The organism is Paraburkholderia sp. GAS32 (assembly GCF_050434225.1).
GTDB lineage: Bacteria > Pseudomonadota > Gammaproteobacteria > Burkholderiales > Burkholderiaceae > Paraburkholderia > Paraburkholderia madseniana.
Genome location: NZ_JBNPVS010000002.1, coordinates 48,845 through 64,690, shown reverse-complemented (window position 1 = coordinate 64,690; position 15,846 = coordinate 48,845). Strand labels below are relative to the sequence as shown.

The window sequence follows — 15,846 nt, the reverse complement described above, 5'->3', positions numbered from 1 at the left end:
GCTTGACGCTTAAATAGCTAGAGACTCAGGGTGCCCGCGCACCGTGACGCTCGCCCAACAAAAAGCCCACGTAAAAACGTGGGCTTTTTTTATGCCGGCGGCGCAGCCGTCAATTCGTCCGCCGCAGGCCAGAATACAGCGACGTCAGTCGTCGCTATTCGGGTCCATATCCGGAAACAGGACTTCCGTGAAGCCGAACTTCGCGAAATCGTTGATCCGCATGGGGTACAGCTTGCCGATCAGATGATCGCACTCATGCTGCACGACACGCGCGTGAAAGCCCTCGGCGACGCGGTCGATCGGCTTGCCGTATTGGTCGAAGCCGTGATACTTGATCATCGAAAACCGGCTCACCGCGCCGCGCAGGCCCGGCACCGACAGGCAGCCTTCCCAGCCCTCTTCCATATCCAGCGACACCGGCGTGATGGTCGGGTTGATCAGCACCGTCTCCGGCACCGGCGGCGCATCCGGATAGCGTTCGTTGTGCCCGAAGCCGAAGATCACCACCTGCAGGTTGACGCCGACCTGCGGCGCGGCGAGCCCCGCGCCGTTCGCGTCGTGCATGGTCTCGAACATGTCCTTGATGAGCTCATGCAGTTCGGGGGTGTCGAAGTGATCGACCGGATCGGCAATTTGCAAAAGGCGCGGATCGCCCATCTTGAGAATTTCGCGGATCATAACTGCCCCTCCAGGAGCTTACGCATACCATCTTCGTCGAGTACGGGGACGCCGAGTTCCTCGGCCTTCGCCAACTTGCTGCCCGCTTCGGCTCCGGCCACCACGTAGTCCGTTTTCTTCGACACCGATCCGGCCACTTTCGCGCCAGCCGCTTCGAGCATTTCTTTCGCCTCTTCGCGGGCGAGCGTCGGCAAGGTGCCGGTCAGGACGACCGTCTTGCCGGTCAGCGCGCCTTGCGGCGCCTTCGGCGCGGGCGGTCCTTCCGGCCAGGTGACCTTCCCTGGAGCCCGTAATTGCTCGATCACCGTGTGGTTGTGCTCTTCGGCGAAAAACTGATGAATCGACTCGGCCACCACAGGACCCACGTCGTTCACTTCCAGCAATTCTTCGACCGAGGCATCCATGATCGGATTCAGCGAGCCGAAATGCTTGGCCAGATCTTTCGCCGTCGATTCGCCCACATGCCGGATACCGAGCGCGTAAATGAAGCGCGCCAGCGTGGTGTGCTTGGCCTTTTCAAGCGAGTCGAGCAAATTCTGAGCGGACTTTTCGGCAAAGCGGTCGAGTTCAGCGAGCGTCGCAAAGCCGACGTTGAACAGATCGGCTGGCGTGCGCACCAAGTTCTGCTCGACGAGCTGATCAATGATCTTTTCGCCGAGCCCGTCGATATCCAGCGCTCGCCGCTGCGCGAAGTGCCACAGCGCCTGCTTGCGCTGCGCCGGGCAGAACAGGCCACCCGTGCAGCGCGCAATCGCCTCGTCCGGCAGCCGTTCGATGCTCGAGCCGCACACCGGACACTGCGTGGGCATGACGAACTCGCGGGCGTCGTCCGGGCGGCGGTCGAGCAGCGCGCTCACCACTTCGGGAATCACGTCGCCGGCGCGCCGCACGATCACCGTGTCGCCGATGCGGATATCCTTGCGGCGCACTTCGTCTTCGTTATGCAACGTTGCGTTCGTGACCGTCGCGCCGCCGACGAACACCGGTTCCAGCCGCGCAACCGGCGTAATCGCGCCGGTGCGGCCGACCTGCACGTCGATCGCAACGAGCTTGGTCAGCGCTTCCTGCGCGGGGAATTTGTGCGCGAGAGCAAAACGCGGCGCGCGCGAGACAAAGCCGAGCGCGTCCTGCTCATCGCGCCGGTTGACCTTGTAGACGACGCCGTCGATATCGTAAGGCAGCGTATCGCGCTTCTCGCCCACCGCGTGAAAGAACCCCAGCAAGCCTTCGGCGCCCTGCACCACCGCGCGCTCGCCATTCACCGGCAAGCCGAGTTCCTTGTACCAGTCGAGCAGTTCGCTATGCGTAGCCGGCATTTCGATACCTTCGACCACACCGATTCCATAAGCGAAGAACGACAGCGGCCGCTGCGCAGTGATTTTCGAGTCGAGCTGCCGCAAACTGCCCGCGGCAGCGTTACGCGGATTAGCGAATTCCTTCTGCTCAGCAGCCCGCTGGCGTTCGTTCAGGCGTTCAAAATCGCGCTTGAACATGAGCACTTCGCCGCGAACGTCGAGCACATTCGGCACGCGTTTGCCCTTGAGCTTGAGCGGAATGGATCGGATCGTGCGGACGTTTTCGGTAACGTTCTCGCCAGTGGCGCCGTCGCCGCGCGTGGACGCCTGGACGAAGGCGCCGTCGACGTAACGCAACGAGATGGCAAGGCCATCGAACTTCAGTTCAGCGGCGTAATCCACCGGCACCGGCGGTTCGCTCGCGTTCTTGCCGAGCGCGTCGCCGACGCGCTTGTCGAACGCAACGATGTCTTCGTCGGCAAAACCATTGTTCAGCGAAAGCATGGGCTGATCGTGCACAACCGGCTCGAAGCCGCTCGACGCCTCGCCGCCCACACGCTGGGTGGGCGAATCCGGCACCACCAGGTCCGGGTGCTCCGTCTCGATTCGCTCCAGCTCCTTGAAGAGCTTGTCGTACTCCGCGTCCGGCAAGTCCGGCTGATCGAGTACGTAGTACGCGTAATTGGCGCGTTCGAGTTCCGCGCGCAGCCACGCGGCCCGCTCTGCCGGAGCGCTGGTTGCAGGGTTTGAGACGGAGGTTCGGGCCATGCTGTCGGAAGGTTCTTCAGTGAAATTCAGACATTGGATTATCGCAGGAAGCGTGCCCCTTTACATCGGCCGAATGGCCAGTTTCGTGCGTTCGTTATTCCGCCCCAAACGCCAACGGCCGCACAGTGTGCGGCCGTCGAATACTGCGCAATTGCGAAGCCGTTACTGGCTGAACAGACGCCGCGTGGCCGGCGAACCAGCCGGAATACCCGCCTGCTCGAGCTTCGCGTAAAGCGTCATCAACTGCTTTTCGATCGCCAGCAGCGCGGTTTCCGGCAGCGGACGGCGCCCATCGTCGACCACCCGTCCACCGATACGCTCAGCCAACGATTTCGCGTAGTCGCACATCAGGCGGAACGGCAGGATGTCTTCGTCCGCGACCGGCACGTCGAGCACCAGCGTGATCATCTGGCCGCCCTTGTAAGTCAGGTCGTCGCGTAGGAAATTGGTGTCGCCGAATTGCAGCATGAAGACCGGGCTCTGCTTCGCGTCGAGCTTGACGAAGCGCGTGCCGTCGCGCGAGAGGAGCAAGCCGTCCTGCGACGCGACGGCCTGGACATAATTGGCCGACCACGGCGCCCCATCGGAGAGCACGTTGATCGACAGTTGCGCATCGCACTGCGCGGCGAAGCCGTCGAGCTCTCGCGCCATCGCGACCGTTTCGAGCATGTCGGGAAATTCCGGCGACGCGTCGAGCGCGTCGGCAAACTGCTGCACGCCGGTCACGAACTCGGAGAACTCCAGTTCGTTGAGCGCGCCACTCCGATTGGCCAGTTGCGCGGCCGCGCGGAGCTCTTCATAGCGCGCGCCGTTTTGCAGCAATTCCCACGCGCCGCCTTCGAGCTTGCCTTCGATATGCACCGGCTTGCTGCCGGCGCGGCGCAGACGCTGCGCGAGCGGAATCACCTTGTCGCCGGCCACCGGGCCGTTCAAACGAATCGGCACGATGCAGTCGATGCGGCGATCGACGATAGCCGGCGGCGCCGACGAAATCGTCGTGGCAGCGGGCAGGATCGGCTCATCGGCCGTCGCGGCATGGCCGCTTTCGGCTTCCGCAATGCCTTCTGCTTCCGGATAGCCATTCGGCGTCGTCGTCTCGGCCTGAATATCGGCCGGCGTATCGAGCGGCGCGGCGGTCGCGCCAAAAGTCGGTTCGACGCGCGCCGCCGAGGTTTCCGCCGCCTGCTCCGAACCCACTACCGGCTCGCGCCGCGTGGTCGGCCGGGCCGGTTCGATAAACGGGCTCTGCTCCTCCTGATCGTCCCGCGCATAACTTTCAGCGGTATCGGCCGGCATAGGACGCGGCATCTTGCGGCGCACCTTCGCGCCTTGCCATGCGTTGTACACGACCACGCCCCCGACCACCACGGCACCCGCGCCGATCAAACCGAGTGTCAACTCGTCCATGCATGCTCCATCAGCAATTCTTCTGTCTGCGCGGCTTTGCGCCCGCCCCACGTGTCGCGCGGCCGATGGCCGCTGCGCTGAATGCGGGCGCCCGCGATGATCAACCTAAACGAAAACTTAAACGATATTCTGGGCGAAACCCGCCGCCGTTTCCATGTCGACCGCGACGATCCGCGATACGCCCTGCTCCTGCATGGTCACGCCGATCAGTTGCTGCGCCATTTCCATCGCGATCTTGTTGTGCGAAATGAACAGGAACTGCGTTTTGTCCGACATCGCGCGCACGAGGTTCGCGAAACGTTCCGTGTTGGCGTCGTCGAGGGGCGCGTCCACCTCGTCGAGCAGACAGAACGGCGCGGGATTCAACTGGAACATCGCGAACACCAGTGCGGTGGCGGTCAAGGCCTTCTCGCCGCCCGACAGCAGGTGAATCGTCGAATTCTTCTTGCCCGGCGGCTGCGCCATCACCTGCACGCCGGCGTCGAGAATCTCGTCGCCGGTCATGATCAGCTTGGCCTGGCCACCGCCGAAGAGACGCGGGAACAGCTCGCCGAAATGACGGTTCACTTCGTCGAAGGTGCCTTGCAGCAGCGTGCGCGTTTCGCCGTCGATCTTGCGGATCGCGTCTTCCAGCGTTTCGATCGCGTTGTTCAGGTCGGCCGACTGCGAATCGAGGAACGTCTTGCGCTCGGTCGCCGCCTTCAGTTCGTCCAACGCGGCCATATTGACCGGACCGAGCGCGGTGATCGCGTTGTTGATCCGCGTGACTTCGCCTTGCAGGTAGGACGGCTTCATGTCCGGCGTGAGCTTGGCCTGCAATTCCGCCTCATCGACGCCGGCTGCCGCCAGTTGCTCGATGAACTGCTCGCCGTTCAGGCGCGCGGCCTGTTCCTTCAACTGCAATTCGTTGATGCGGTCGCGCAGCGGTTGCAGCGCACGCTCGGCGGTCAGACGGGTTTCGTCGGCAGCACGCAGCTTGGCCGTCAGGTCGTCCAGTTCCAGACGCGCGGCGTGCAGCGCTTCTTCCTTGACCGCGCGGATATCGAGTGCGTCCTGCAAGCCGGTATGCGCGGTTTGCTCGTTGATCGTTTCCAGCTCGGCGCGCGCATCTTCCAGCGACGCGGCGACGCGCTCGCTCTGCTCGTGCGAGACCTGGATGCTGCGCTTCAACTCGTCGATACGGTTCGCCATGTTGCGTGCGGCGAAGCGCGCGTCGGTGGCGGCCCGATCGAGATCGCGCGATTGGGCGCGCGCGGCGGTGAGCGATTCGTCGAGTGCTTCGAAGGCCATCTGGTGATCTTCGAAACGCGCCTGCAATTCGGCGAGTTCGGAGTCGTGACGCTCGAAGTTGGCTTCCGATTCGCCACGCAAAGCGCGCTGCTCTTCGATCTGCGCGGTGATTTCTTCCAGCTCTTCGCGGATTTGCGTGCTGCGCTGCGTGTAACGCTCATGCGCTTGCGCGAGCTTGAGCACGTCCATCTGCAAGGCGTGCACACGTTGAGTCGCGCGCTCCGACTGTTGACGCACATCGGTCAACGCTTGCGCGGCTTGCGTGTGCGCGGCTTCGGCGCGGATCGCGGCGGCCTTCGCCTCATCGGCGAGCAAGGCCTGCGCGCGCACCTGACGGCCCAGGTTTTCGATTTCCTGCTGACGGGCCAGCATGCCGGCCTGTTCGGAATCGGCGGCATATAGCTGGACGCCGACGCGCGTCACCACATGGCCGGCCTTGACGACGAACGAGCCGCCTTCCGGCAATTGCGCGCGCATGGCGAGCGCCTGCTGCAGATCGTCAGCAACGAAGGCGAGGCCGAGCCAGTCATTCAGCACGGCGCGAATGCCTGCGTCGTCGATACGAACCAGCGATAGCAACGGACGCAAGCCCGCCGGCGCAGCAGCCGGCTGACCGGCTGCGGGCGGCGCGTAGAACGCGAGCTTGGCGGGCGGCGCGTCAGTGGCGAACGCCTTGACCCAGTCCAGGTTCGACACTTCCAGGGCGGCGAGCCGCTCACGCAGCACCGCTTCGAGCGCGGCTTCCCAACCGGCTTCGACATGCAGCTTCTTCCACAGACGCGGCAAGCCGCTCAGCTCGTGCTTTTCGAGCCACGGCTGGATCTTGCCCTCGGTCTGAACGTTTTCCTGCAGTTGCTTGAGCGCGGCAAGGCGTGCGTCGAGCTGATGAATCTGTGCGCTTTCCGACTGCACGCGTTCCTGGGCCACACGCCGTTCGCCGTCGAGACGCGGCAGCGTTTCCTGCGCGTCGGCAAGACGGGCCTGCGCGTCGTGCAGGATTTCTTCGTGCTCGGCGAGCTGCGCGCGCATGTCTTCGAGCTGCGCTTCGTCAGGGGCATCCAGACCGCCCGCTTCCGACTTCAGCCGTTCGTGACGCTGCTGCAACTGCTGCAATTGCTGATCGGCATTGCGCTGATGCGCGGCTTCGAGCTTGAGTGCCTGTTCGGTCTGCGCGATACCGCCGCGCTCGGCGTTCAGTTCGGTCTGCGCATCGCGCCAGCGCGCTTCGAGCGCCGGCATCGCATCGTGCTTGGCGGCGGCCTCGTCTTCGGCCAGCGCGGCCTTTTCGTCGGCGACGGCCAGTTGTTCTTCAGCGTCGGCCAGATCGTCTTGCGCCTTCTGCGCTTGCGACTGCCACTGCTCGCGCTGCGCGGTCAGCGCGGCAATCTGCGCCTGCGTGCGGTTACGCGATTCGACGATGAACTTGATCTCGGCCTCGAGGCGGCTGACCTCGGCATTCGCCTCGTACAACGCGCCTTGCGCACCCTGCATCGCGTCGCTGGCGGAGTAATGCGCGACGCGCAGCGTTTCGAGTTGGGCTTCGACTTCGCGCAGCTTCGCGGTTTGCGCTTCGAGGTCGATCTGCGCCTGTTCGATCGCGCGTTGCTGGCGTTCCTGCTCGCCGCCGGCTTCGTTCTTGCGCAGCAGCCACAACAGACGCTGCTTCTCTTCGCCGTCGGCCTGCAAATCCTTGTACTTGGTCGCGACGATCGCCTGCGCCTCGAGCTTCTCGAGGTTGGCACTAAGTTCGCGGACGATGTCTTCGACGCGGATCAGATTCTCGCGCGTGTCGTGCAGACGGTTCTCCGTCTCGCGGCGGCGTTCCTTGTACTTCGACACGCCCGCGGCCTCTTCAAGGAACACCCGCAGCTCTTCCGGCTTCGCCTCGATCAGGCGGGCGATCATGCCCTGCCCAATGATCGCGTACGCACGCGGCCCGAGGCCGGTGCCGAGGAAGATGTCCTGAATGTCGCGGCGGCGCGCCGGCAGGTTGTTGATGTAGTAGCTCGAGGTGCCGTCGCGCGTCAGCACGCGCTTGACGGCGATTTCGGCATACTGCCCCCACTGCCCGGCGGCGCGGCCGTCGGCGTTGTCGAACACGAGTTCGACGCTGGCGCGGCTACCTGGCTTGCGCGCGGTCGAGCCATTGAAGATCACGTCCTGCATCGACTCGCCGCGCAGCTCAGAAGCGCGCGATTCGCCGAGCACCCAGCGCACGGCGTCGATGATGTTGGACTTGCCGCACCCATTCGGTCCGACCACGCCAACGAGCTGGCCCGGGACCTGGAAATGCGTGGGATCGACGAATGACTTGAAGCCAGCGAGTTTGATCGAGGTCAGACGCACGGCGATTTCGCTGTTTGAAAAGGGAAAATAAAAGGTGGCTCGTGAAGGCCGCGCCAGCCGTTCGCCGATGCAGCGAAACGGCCCGCGAACCCCCGCGACACGGGCGCCAACTGTATGCGATGAAGCATGAGCCGGCTAATGAGGGGCAATCATACCATCGCGCGCGAGCGGTTCTTAGCGTCCTTACGGTCCGCAGCGAGGTCGGCATCTCGGTCGACATCAAGACCCGCATCCTGATTGGCCGGATCGGGCGGTAAAGCCTTTGTCCGGTGCACCCAGCTGGATAATGCCGACGCCAGCACGATGCACGCGCCGCCTGCCCATTCGCGCGGGCCCGGCGACTCGCCGGCGAACAGCCATGCGGACAAGGCCGTCACCACGATCTCGAACAGCATGATGATCGAGGCCCGATTGGCCGGCACGCGCGCGAGTCCATACTGCACGAGCATATTGTTCGACGCCAGCAGAAAACCGAGGCCGAGCACTAGTAACGCGGCCGTGCCGAGATACGCGCCGGTGGGTGGTGCGGGCATCGCCTCGAACAGCGAGGCACAGGCGCTGAAAATCGCCGCGCCGCCGAAGATCGTCGCGGTGCGCATTTCGGGCTTCATCTCAGGCAGCACGCGGCTCGTCTTGAGGATCAGAACGTTGCTCATCGCGAAACCCATGCCACCCGCGAGGCCAGCCCATTCAGCGAGGTTGCCGGGCACCGGGAGGCCCAGTTGCGGCGACCACAGCATGGTCATCGCGCCGGCCAGCGACAGCGCGGCAAGGCCTGCGCCCGACCAGGTCAGGCGTTCGTGCAGGATGAAGTGCGCAAAGAGCGCGGTCCACGCGGGGGTGAGATAGAACAGCAGCAATACGCGCATCACCTCGCCGTGGATCGAGCCCCACACGAAACCGAGATTGGTAATGCCGGCTGCCAGCGCAAGCGCCGGCAGCAGCCAGTGCCAGCGCACCGTCTTAAGCGCACGATGGCGCACCAGCAGAACGAACAGGCAACCGGCGGCGCTCGTCAGTGCGCTTGCCGCCGTGCCGGTCACGCCGAGCGCATTCAGCATGCGCAGCGGGTACCAGATCATCCCCCATACCGAGGCGCCAAGCATGATCGCGAGCGTCGGCCAGCCGTTGCGAAGCCAGTTGGTCATGATGTAAGGCTCCCGCGACGGTTGCTGGTCCTGCGGGCGATGTTGCTGACTTTGCCGACGGCGGCGTTCTTGTGCCCGCTTCGTCCGAATAGTGCGGATGTCTCCGTTGCTGCTACATACATTGCTGCTCCTGCTTCTTTTTTGCGCGAACCGTCTGCGGTTCGCGTCGTTCCCGCTGCGTCGCATTGCCTGCGCCGCCTGGCGGGTTGCGCCGCGCCTTACACGCCGGGCGCCGCCATGAATTTCCCGTGCGCGCCGCCACGCTATAATCATTCGCTCGCCGCCGCTGCCGCCCTTTTCGCGTGTTTCATGCGTTTTACGGTCAGCATGCGTGCCAGCATTCCTCTGCGCCCATCTTCGATCAGGCTCGATCCGCCCAGTGAACCCGCTACTCGACTCCCTCCAGCCCTATCCGTTCGAAAAGCTGCGTGCACTTTTCAAGGACGTCACGCCGCCGGCCGGCCTCGCGCACATCAGCTTCGGCATCGGCGAACCGAAACATCCCACGCCCGCGCTGATTCGCGACGCGGTGATCGCCTCGCTTGGCGGTTTGTCGGCGTATCCGGCCACCATCGGTTCACCGGCACTGCGCGAGTCGATTGCGAAATGGGCGACGCAGCGCTACAACCTGCCCCCGGTCGATCCGGCCACCCAGGTGCTGCCTGTGGCGGGCTCGCGCGAGGCGCTGTTTGCGCTCGCCCAAACGGTCATCGACCCCAAGCGAAACGCTGACGGCGAGCCTGCGATCGTACTCTGTCCGAACCCGTTCTACCAAATCTATGAAGGCGCCGCGCTTCTCGCCGGCGCGCAACCGTACTTCGTAAATAGCGACCCGGCGCGCAACTTCGCCTGCGACTATTCGGCGGTGCCGGCCGACATCTGGGCGCGCACGCAGCTACTGTACGTGTGCTCGCCCGGCAATCCCACCGGCGCCGTGCTCACGCTCGACGACTGGCGCGAGCTGTTCGCGCTGTCGGACCGTTACGGCTTCGTGATCGCCTCGGACGAGTGCTACTCGGAAATCTACTTCGACGAAGCCAATCCGCCGCTCGGCGGCCTGGAAGCGGCTCACAAGCTCGGCCGCGGCTTCGAGCGCCTCGTGATGCTCTCCAGCCTGTCCAAGCGCTCGAACGTGCCGGGCATGCGCTCGGGCTTTGTGGCCGGCGACGCGGCGATCCTGAAAGACTTCCTGCTATACCGGACATACCACGGCACGGCCTTGTCGACGGTGTTCCAGAGTGCCAGCATCGCGGCCTGGAATGACGAAACGCACGTGCGCGAGAACCGCGCGAAGTACGTGCAGAAGTTTTCCACCGTGACGCCTATGCTCGCCGAGGTGCTCGACGTACGCCTGCCGGACGCCGCGTTCTACCTGTGGGCGGACGTCTCGCGCACGGGCCTGTCGGACACCGAGTTCGCCCAGCGCCTCTACGCCGACTATAATGTGACGGTTCTGCCGGGCTCGTTCCTCGCGCGCACTGCGCATGGCGTGAACCCCGGCCGCAATTTCGTGCGCATGGCGCTCGTCGCCGATGTCGACGAATGCACGCAGGGCGCACAACGAATCGTCGATTTTTGCCGCGCGCTCGCGGGTTGAGTTTTCGCGAATTTTCATATTCGGCAACCCCGCGCACCGCATTCCCTTCTTCAGACTTCAACTCTTCAGAAAAGCACGCATATGTCGCAACAACTTCAGCAGATCATTGATACCGCCTGGGAAAACCGCGCCGACCTGTCGCCGAAGGCCGCCCCGGCCGAGGTGCGCGAAGCCGTCGCCCACGCCATCGAGCAACTGGACAAGGGCGCGCTGCGCGTGGCCGAAAAGAAGGACGGCGACTGGGTCGTCAATCAATGGCTGAAGAAAGCCGTGCTGCTGTCGTTCCGCCTGGAAGACAACGTGGTGCAACCGGCTGGCGGCTACTCGCAGTTCTACGACAAGGTGCCGTCGAAGTTCGCCAACTACACCGCTGAAGACTTCGCCGCCGGCGGCTTCCGCGTGGTGCCGCCCGCCATCGCGCGCCGCGGCTCGTTCATCGCGAAGAACGTCGTGCTGATGCCGTCGTACACCAACATCGGCGCCTATGTCGACGAAGGCACGATGGTCGACACGTGGGCGACCGTCGGTTCGTGCGCGCAGATCGGCAAGAACGTCCACCTGTCGGGTGGCGTAGGCATCGGCGGCGTGCTGGAGCCGCTGCAGGCGAACCCGGTCATCATCGAAGACAACTGCTTCATCGGCGCGCGTTCGGAAGTGGTGGAAGGCGTGATCGTCGAAGAAAACTCGGTGATCTCGATGGGCGTGTACCTCGGCCAAAGCACCAAGATTTACGACCGCGAAACCGGCGAAGTCACGTACGGCCGCATTCCGGCGGGCTCGGTGGTGGTGGCGGGCAACCTGCCGTCGAAGGACGGCTCGCACAGCCTCTACTGCGCCGTGATCGTCAAGAAGGTCGACGCCAAGACGCGTGCGAAGGTCGGCCTGAACGAGCTGCTGCGAGGCGACTGATGGCACGCGGCACCAAGACCGTCGTCTACGGCATCCCGAACTGCGACACCGTGAAGAAGGCCCGTGTGTGGCTGGAAGAACATAACGTCGAGTTCGAGTTCCACGACTTCAAGAAGCACGGCGTAACCGAGCCGCTGGTTCAGGACTGGCTGAAAGACGTGAAACTCGACGCATTGCTGAATCGTCGCGGCACGACCTGGCGCGGCCTGTCCGACGACATGAAGGCGGCGGCGGACACGCAGTCGGGCGCGATCGCGTTGATGATTCACAAGCCGTCGGTGATCAAGCGGCCTGTGCTGGTGGTCAACGGGAAGGTCAAGTCGCTCGGTTTTTCCGTGGACGAATATACGGCGCTGTTTGCCTGACGCTGTTTGTCCCGGCGTACGCTGTTTGCTGACGCGCACTCCCGCTCGCGTGGCTAGACGCACGGGACTGAACGCCAGGCTCAGCGCCGCGATCGAACGCAACAGGTAGTAAAACGTGGCCTCGCCGCGTTGCTTAAAAGCTGTTGCCGGCTGCGGTGTCCAACCGCCAGCCGGCATTTTTTCATTTCAAAGTGGCTTGTACTGAATCCATGTCCGGCACCCTCGCCCTTACCGAACAACTGATCGCGCGCGCGTCCGTCACGCCCGACGACCAGCATTGCCAGCGCCTCCTGATCGAGCGCCTGTCCGCGCTCGGCTTCGAGCACGAGACGATCGAATCGAACGGCGTGACCAACCTGTGGGCCGTCAAACGCGGCGTCGAAGGCACGCGCGGCAAGCTGCTCGCGTTCGCCGGCCACACGGACGTCGTGCCGACCGGCCCGCTCGAACAATGGCACTCGGCGCCGTTCGAGCCGACCCATCGTGACGGCAAGCTCTACGGCCGCGGCGCGGCGGACATGAAGTCGTCGATCGCCGGCTTCGTGGTGGCAAGCGAGGAGTTCGTCGCGGCGCACCCGGCGCATCGCGGCTCGATCGCATTCCTGATTACGAGCGACGAAGAAGGCCCCGCCACCGACGGCACCGTCAAGGTCGTCGAAGCGCTGCAGGCACGCGGCGAGCGCATGGACTACTGCATCGTCGGCGAACCGACGTCGAGCGCGCAGTTCGGCGACATGGTGAAGAATGGCCGGCGCGGTTCCATGTCGGGCAAGCTGATCGTCAAGGGCGTGCAAGGCCATATCGCCTATCCGCATCTGGCGAAAAATCCGGTGCATCTGCTGGCGCCCGCGCTGGCCGAGCTGGTCGCCGAACGCTGGGACGACGGCAACGAGTACTTCCCGCCCACCACCTGGCAGGTGTCGAACATCCATAGCGGCACCGGCGCGACCAACGTGATTCCGGGCCACGCGGACGTGATGTTCAACTTCCGCTTCTCGACGGCGAGCACGGTGGAAGGCTTGCAGGCTCGCGTCCATGCGATCCTCGACAAACACAATCTCGAATACGACCTGCAATGGACCGTGAGCGGCCTGCCGTTCCTCACGCCGCGCGGCGATCTGTCGAACGCGCTGGCTAAAGCCATCAAGGACGAAACCGGCGTGACGACCGAACTGTCGACCACCGGCGGCACCTCGGATGGCCGCTTCATCGCCCGCATCTGCGAGCAGGTGATCGAATTCGGCCCGCTGAACGCCAGCATCCACAAGATCGACGAACATATCGAAGTCGCACACATCGAGCCGCTGAAGAACGTGTATCGCCGCGTGCTCGAACAACTGATCGCCTGACCAAGGAATTTCTGCGATGACGCTCCCGTTTTCCACTGTCCGCGACCTGCTGCGTTTCGCGGTGTCGCGCTTCAACCAGGCCGAACTATCGTTCGGCCACGGCTCGGCCAACGCCTACGACGAAGCCGCTTATCTGATATTGCACACGCTGCATCTGCCGCTCGATCTGCTGGAGCCGTTCCTCGACGCGCGTCTCTCCCCGGCCGAGGTCGACGCCGTGCTGAACGTGATCGAGCGCCGCGCCGGCCAGCGCGTGCCGGCGGCATACATCACGCAGGAAGCGTGGATGCATGGCTTTCGCTTCCACGTGGACGAACGCGTGATCGTGCCGCGCTCGTTCATCGGCGAGTTGCTGCAGGACGGTCTGCAGCCTTACGTCGAAGATCCCGAACAGGTGAGCGCCGTGCTGGAACTGTGCACGGGCTCCGGCTGCCTTGCGATCCTCGCGGCGCACGCCTTCCCGAACGCGGACATCGACGCAGTCGATCTCTCTGCCCCTGCTCTCGAAGTCGCCACGCGCAACGTCGCGGACTACCGGCTCGACGACCGCGTCGCTCTCTTCGAAGGCGACCTGTACGCGCCGCTCGCCGAGCGCCGCTATGACGTGATCATCAGCAATCCGCCGTATGTAAACGCCGCTTCCATGCAGGAACTGCCCGCCGAGTACAAGCACGAGCCGGACATGGCTTTAGCTGGCGGCACGGACGGCATGGACATCGTGCGCCGGATCATCGCCGAAGCGCGCAACTGGTTGACCGAAGACGGCGTGCTGGTGGTCGAGATCGGCAACGAGCGCGCGAACGTCGAAGCGGCCTTCGGCGGCCTCGATCTGGTCTGGCTGTCGACGAGCGCCGGCGACGACAACGTGTTCCTGATTCAGGCCGCGGATCTGCCGGTATAACGTTTTATCGCCGGATCGCCGGATCGCCGGTTGCTGGACCACCGGTTGTCGATTGCAGGACCACCGGACCGCTTTATTGCGTGACACGCGCGGCAGACGTTCATTGCCTGCCGCGCGTGTCGCAGCTCATAGCGCACACGCCAGCACCGCCCGTCTCTCACCGCCCGCACACGCCAGCGCCACCCGTCTCTCCCCCGCCCGCACACCCCGCATTCGCGGAATCCCTGAGGAAGCTGGACCGTCACGCCCCCCCAACGCACGCACGTTCGGTAAGATGGGCGCGGTCAGCCACACGCTGCGCCGTCAGGCAGCAGCGGCGGCGCCTTGCCAACCCTTCGCCCGCCTATGGAATTCGACCTGCTTCACGTCGGCCCGCTGGTCGCCCTCGCCCATGTTCTCGGCGTGATTGCTGCCTGCCACGCGATTCTGAACACCCGCACATCGCAAGGCGCGATCGCATGGGCCGTGTCGCTGGTCGCCATGCCGTATCTGACGGTGGTGCCGTACCTGTTCCTCGGCCGCAGCAAATTCCAGGGTTACGCGGACGCTCGCCGCATCGAAAACGAATTGCTGCGCACGCGCGCGCATCCTCAGATATGGGATACGCAAGCCTCCTCCGCAGGGCTGCCTACCAAGGAACTTGGCACGAGACTCGTGCATTCGCTCACGCGCCTGGGTGGCATGCCGTTCCTGCCCGGCAATTCCGTGCGCACGCTGGTAAACGGTGCCGCCACTTTCGAGGCGATCTTTGAGGCGATCGAAGGTGCACGCAATTACGTTATCGTGCAGTTCTTTATCGTGCGTGACGACGCGCTCGGCGAACTGCTTAAAGACGCATTGATCGCGAAAGCGCAGCAAGGCGTGCGCGTCTATTTCCTGTACGACAGCATCGGCAGTTTCGATCTGCCCCACCGCTACGTGGCGGCGCTGCGCGCGGCCGGCGTGGAGACGCACCCGTTCGCCACCAATCGCCGCTTTGTGAACCGCTTGCAGTTGAACTTCCGCAATCACCGCAAGATCGTCTCGGTGGACGGTGAGCGCGCGTTTGTCGGCGGACACAACGTCGGTGTCGAATATCTCGGCAGCAAGCCACCCCTGTCGCCATGGCGCGATACGCATATCGAAGTGCGCGGCCCGGCTGTCGCCAGCATCCAGTTCGTATTCACCGAGGACTGGCACTGGGCGACCCAGCAGTTACCCGAGTTCGCCATGCCGGCTTTCCAGCCAGCCGACGAGGGTATGCACTGCCTCGTCGTACCGAGCGGTCCCGCCGACAAACAGGAGACCTGCTCGCTCTTCTTCGTCGAGGCGATCAATGCGGCACGCGAGCGGATCTGGATCACCACGCCTTATCTCATCCCCGACGAAGCCGTATTCGCCGCGTTGCGACTGGCCGTGCTACGCGGCGTGGATGTGCGTATTCTGATTCCGTGCCGGCGCGATCACCGCGTGGTGTTCGCCGCCTCGAAACTGTATGCGTACGACTCGCTGCGCGCGGGCATCCGGATCTTCCGCTACCAGCCGGGCTTCCTGCATCAGAAGGTCGTGCTGATCGACAGCGCGGCGGCGGCCATCGGCAGCGCCAATCTCGACAACCGCTCGTTCCGGTTGAACTTCGAGATCATGGTGCTGACCGTGGACCGCGGCTTCGCGAGAGATGTCGAAGCAATGCTGCTCAAAGACTTCGCGGAATCGCTCGAAATCGACCGCACCGAGTACCGCAACGCGAGCGCGCTGCGGCGCGTGTTGATGCACGTGGCGCGGTTGTTCTCGCCGATCCTGTAGCGCCCCTG

At 64.1% G+C, this 15,846-nt stretch carries 11 protein-coding genes; 6 read left to right on the top strand and 5 right to left on the bottom strand.

What is annotated here, in order from left to right; all coding sequences use genetic code 11:
* Positions 1–144: 144 nt before the first annotated feature.
* The 5 genes from def to P3T25_RS02295 form a co-directional block, all read right to left on the bottom strand.
* The gene (def, locus tag P3T25_RS02315; RefSeq protein ID WP_266257365.1) at positions 145–678 is read right to left on the bottom strand and encodes a peptide deformylase; all 534 of its coding nucleotides are present in this window, start codon (positions 676–678) and stop codon (positions 145–147) included.
* Positions 675–2,741 (bottom strand): NAD-dependent DNA ligase LigA, encoded by a 2,067-nt coding sequence (gene ligA, locus P3T25_RS02310; protein WP_266257364.1) that lies wholly within the window; start codon positions 2,739–2,741, stop codon positions 675–677. Before ligA ends, def begins: the two co-directional genes overlap by 4 nt.
* A gap of 162 nt (positions 2,742–2,903) precedes the next feature.
* A complete protein-coding gene (locus P3T25_RS02305; protein ID WP_266257363.1) occupies positions 2,904–4,148 on the bottom strand; it encodes a cell division protein ZipA C-terminal FtsZ-binding domain-containing protein in 1,245 nt (414 codons plus the stop codon).
* Positions 4,149–4,265: 117 nt separating this feature from the next.
* Positions 4,266–7,784 (bottom strand): chromosome segregation protein SMC, encoded by a 3,519-nt coding sequence (smc, locus tag P3T25_RS02300; RefSeq protein ID WP_266257362.1) that lies wholly within the window; start codon positions 7,782–7,784, stop codon positions 4,266–4,268.
* Between the two features lie 149 nt (positions 7,785–7,933).
* A complete protein-coding gene (locus P3T25_RS02295; protein ID WP_266257361.1) occupies positions 7,934–8,932 on the bottom strand; it encodes a DMT family transporter in 999 nt (332 codons plus the stop codon).
* A 379-nt stretch (positions 8,933–9,311) separates the two neighbouring features.
* On the opposite strand from P3T25_RS02295, the gene dapC reads away from it, so the two are divergent.
* The 6 genes from dapC to cls all read left to right on the top strand — a co-directional run bounded on the left by dapC (position 9,312) and on the right by cls (position 15,838).
* The gene (dapC, locus tag P3T25_RS02290) at positions 9,312–10,529 is read left to right on the top strand and encodes a succinyldiaminopimelate transaminase (protein ID WP_266257360.1); all 1,218 of its coding nucleotides are present in this window, start codon (positions 9,312–9,314) and stop codon (positions 10,527–10,529) included.
* An 81-nt stretch (positions 10,530–10,610) separates the two neighbouring features.
* On the top strand, positions 10,611–11,438 hold the full coding sequence (dapD, locus tag P3T25_RS02285; RefSeq protein ID WP_054041009.1) for a 2,3,4,5-tetrahydropyridine-2,6-dicarboxylate N-succinyltransferase: 828 nt from the start codon (positions 10,611–10,613) through the stop codon (positions 11,436–11,438).
* Positions 11,438–11,803: an ArsC family reductase gene (locus tag P3T25_RS02280; protein WP_266257358.1), complete on the top strand. Its 366-nt coding sequence runs from the start codon at positions 11,438–11,440 to the stop codon at positions 11,801–11,803. Before dapD ends, P3T25_RS02280 begins: the two co-directional genes overlap by 1 nt.
* Before the next feature lie 209 nt (positions 11,804–12,012).
* Positions 12,013–13,152 carry a succinyl-diaminopimelate desuccinylase gene (gene dapE / locus P3T25_RS02275; RefSeq protein ID WP_266236979.1) on the top strand — a complete coding sequence of 380 codons (1,140 nt, stop codon included), beginning with the start codon at positions 12,013–12,015 and terminating at the stop codon, positions 13,150–13,152.
* Positions 13,153–13,168: 16 nt separating this feature from the next.
* The gene (prmB, locus tag P3T25_RS02270; RefSeq protein ID WP_266257357.1) at positions 13,169–14,053 is read left to right on the top strand and encodes a 50S ribosomal protein L3 N(5)-glutamine methyltransferase; all 885 of its coding nucleotides are present in this window, start codon (positions 13,169–13,171) and stop codon (positions 14,051–14,053) included.
* A 345-nt stretch (positions 14,054–14,398) separates the two neighbouring features.
* Positions 14,399–15,838, top strand: a complete 1,440-nt coding sequence (gene cls / locus P3T25_RS02265) for a cardiolipin synthase (protein ID WP_154567291.1) — start codon at positions 14,399–14,401, stop codon at positions 15,836–15,838.
* Positions 15,839–15,846: the final 8 nt, after the last annotated feature.

Bases quoted from the DNA above. Each gene is read 5' to 3' on its own strand.
- def (WP_266257365.1), bottom strand. From the start codon at position 678: ATGATCCGCGAAATTCTCAAGATGGGCGATCCGCGCCTTTTGCAAATT.
- ligA (WP_266257364.1), bottom strand. From the start codon at position 2,741: ATGGCCCGAACCTCCGTCTCAAACCCTGCAACCAGCGCTCCGGCAGAG.
- P3T25_RS02305 (WP_266257363.1), bottom strand. From the start codon at position 4,148: ATGGACGAGTTGACACTCGGTTTGATCGGCGCGGGTGCCGTGGTGGTC.
- P3T25_RS02295 (WP_266257361.1), bottom strand. From the start codon at position 8,932: ATGACCAACTGGCTTCGCAACGGCTGGCCGACGCTCGCGATCATGCTT.
- dapD (WP_054041009.1), top strand. From the start codon at position 10,611: ATGTCGCAACAACTTCAGCAGATCATTGATACCGCCTGGGAAAACCGC.
- P3T25_RS02280 (WP_266257358.1), top strand. From the start codon at position 11,438: ATGGCACGCGGCACCAAGACCGTCGTCTACGGCATCCCGAACTGCGAC.
- dapE (WP_266236979.1), top strand. From the start codon at position 12,013: ATGTCCGGCACCCTCGCCCTTACCGAACAACTGATCGCGCGCGCGTCC.
- prmB (WP_266257357.1), top strand. From the start codon at position 13,169: ATGACGCTCCCGTTTTCCACTGTCCGCGACCTGCTGCGTTTCGCGGTG.
- cls (WP_154567291.1), top strand. From the start codon at position 14,399: ATGGAATTCGACCTGCTTCACGTCGGCCCGCTGGTCGCCCTCGCCCAT.